Below are 341 nucleotides of genomic sequence, written 5' to 3' on the forward strand. Positions count from 1 at the left end.
GTGGATAATCCCCATACCAAAACTTTCCCTTTTTGGGAGTGGTGTATTAAGGAGATCAATAAAAAACATGAGGGGATTATTTTCCTTGCTGAAGCCTTTACCCGGCCAAGGGTAATGGAAGAACTTGCGAAGATTGGATTCAATCAATCCTATACCTATTTTACCTGGAGGAACACCAAGGAAGAATTCATCGAGTACCTCACGCAGCTCACTAAAACTGAAGTCAGGGAATATTACCGACCTAATTTCTGGCCAAATACGCCCGATATTTTACCCATCTCCCTCGAAAATCAGGAGGAGCCTTCATTTATCATCCGGCTTATCCTTGCCGCAACGATGTC

1 pseudogene is annotated in these 341 nt (G+C 43.4%); it reads left to right on the plus strand.

Annotated elements, in window-relative coordinates:
- Positions 1–341: pseudogene (locus HC175_RS21610) on the plus strand (alpha-1,4-glucan--maltose-1-phosphate maltosyltransferase); the annotation flags it as partial.

This window comes from Salinimicrobium oceani (assembly GCF_012037645.1).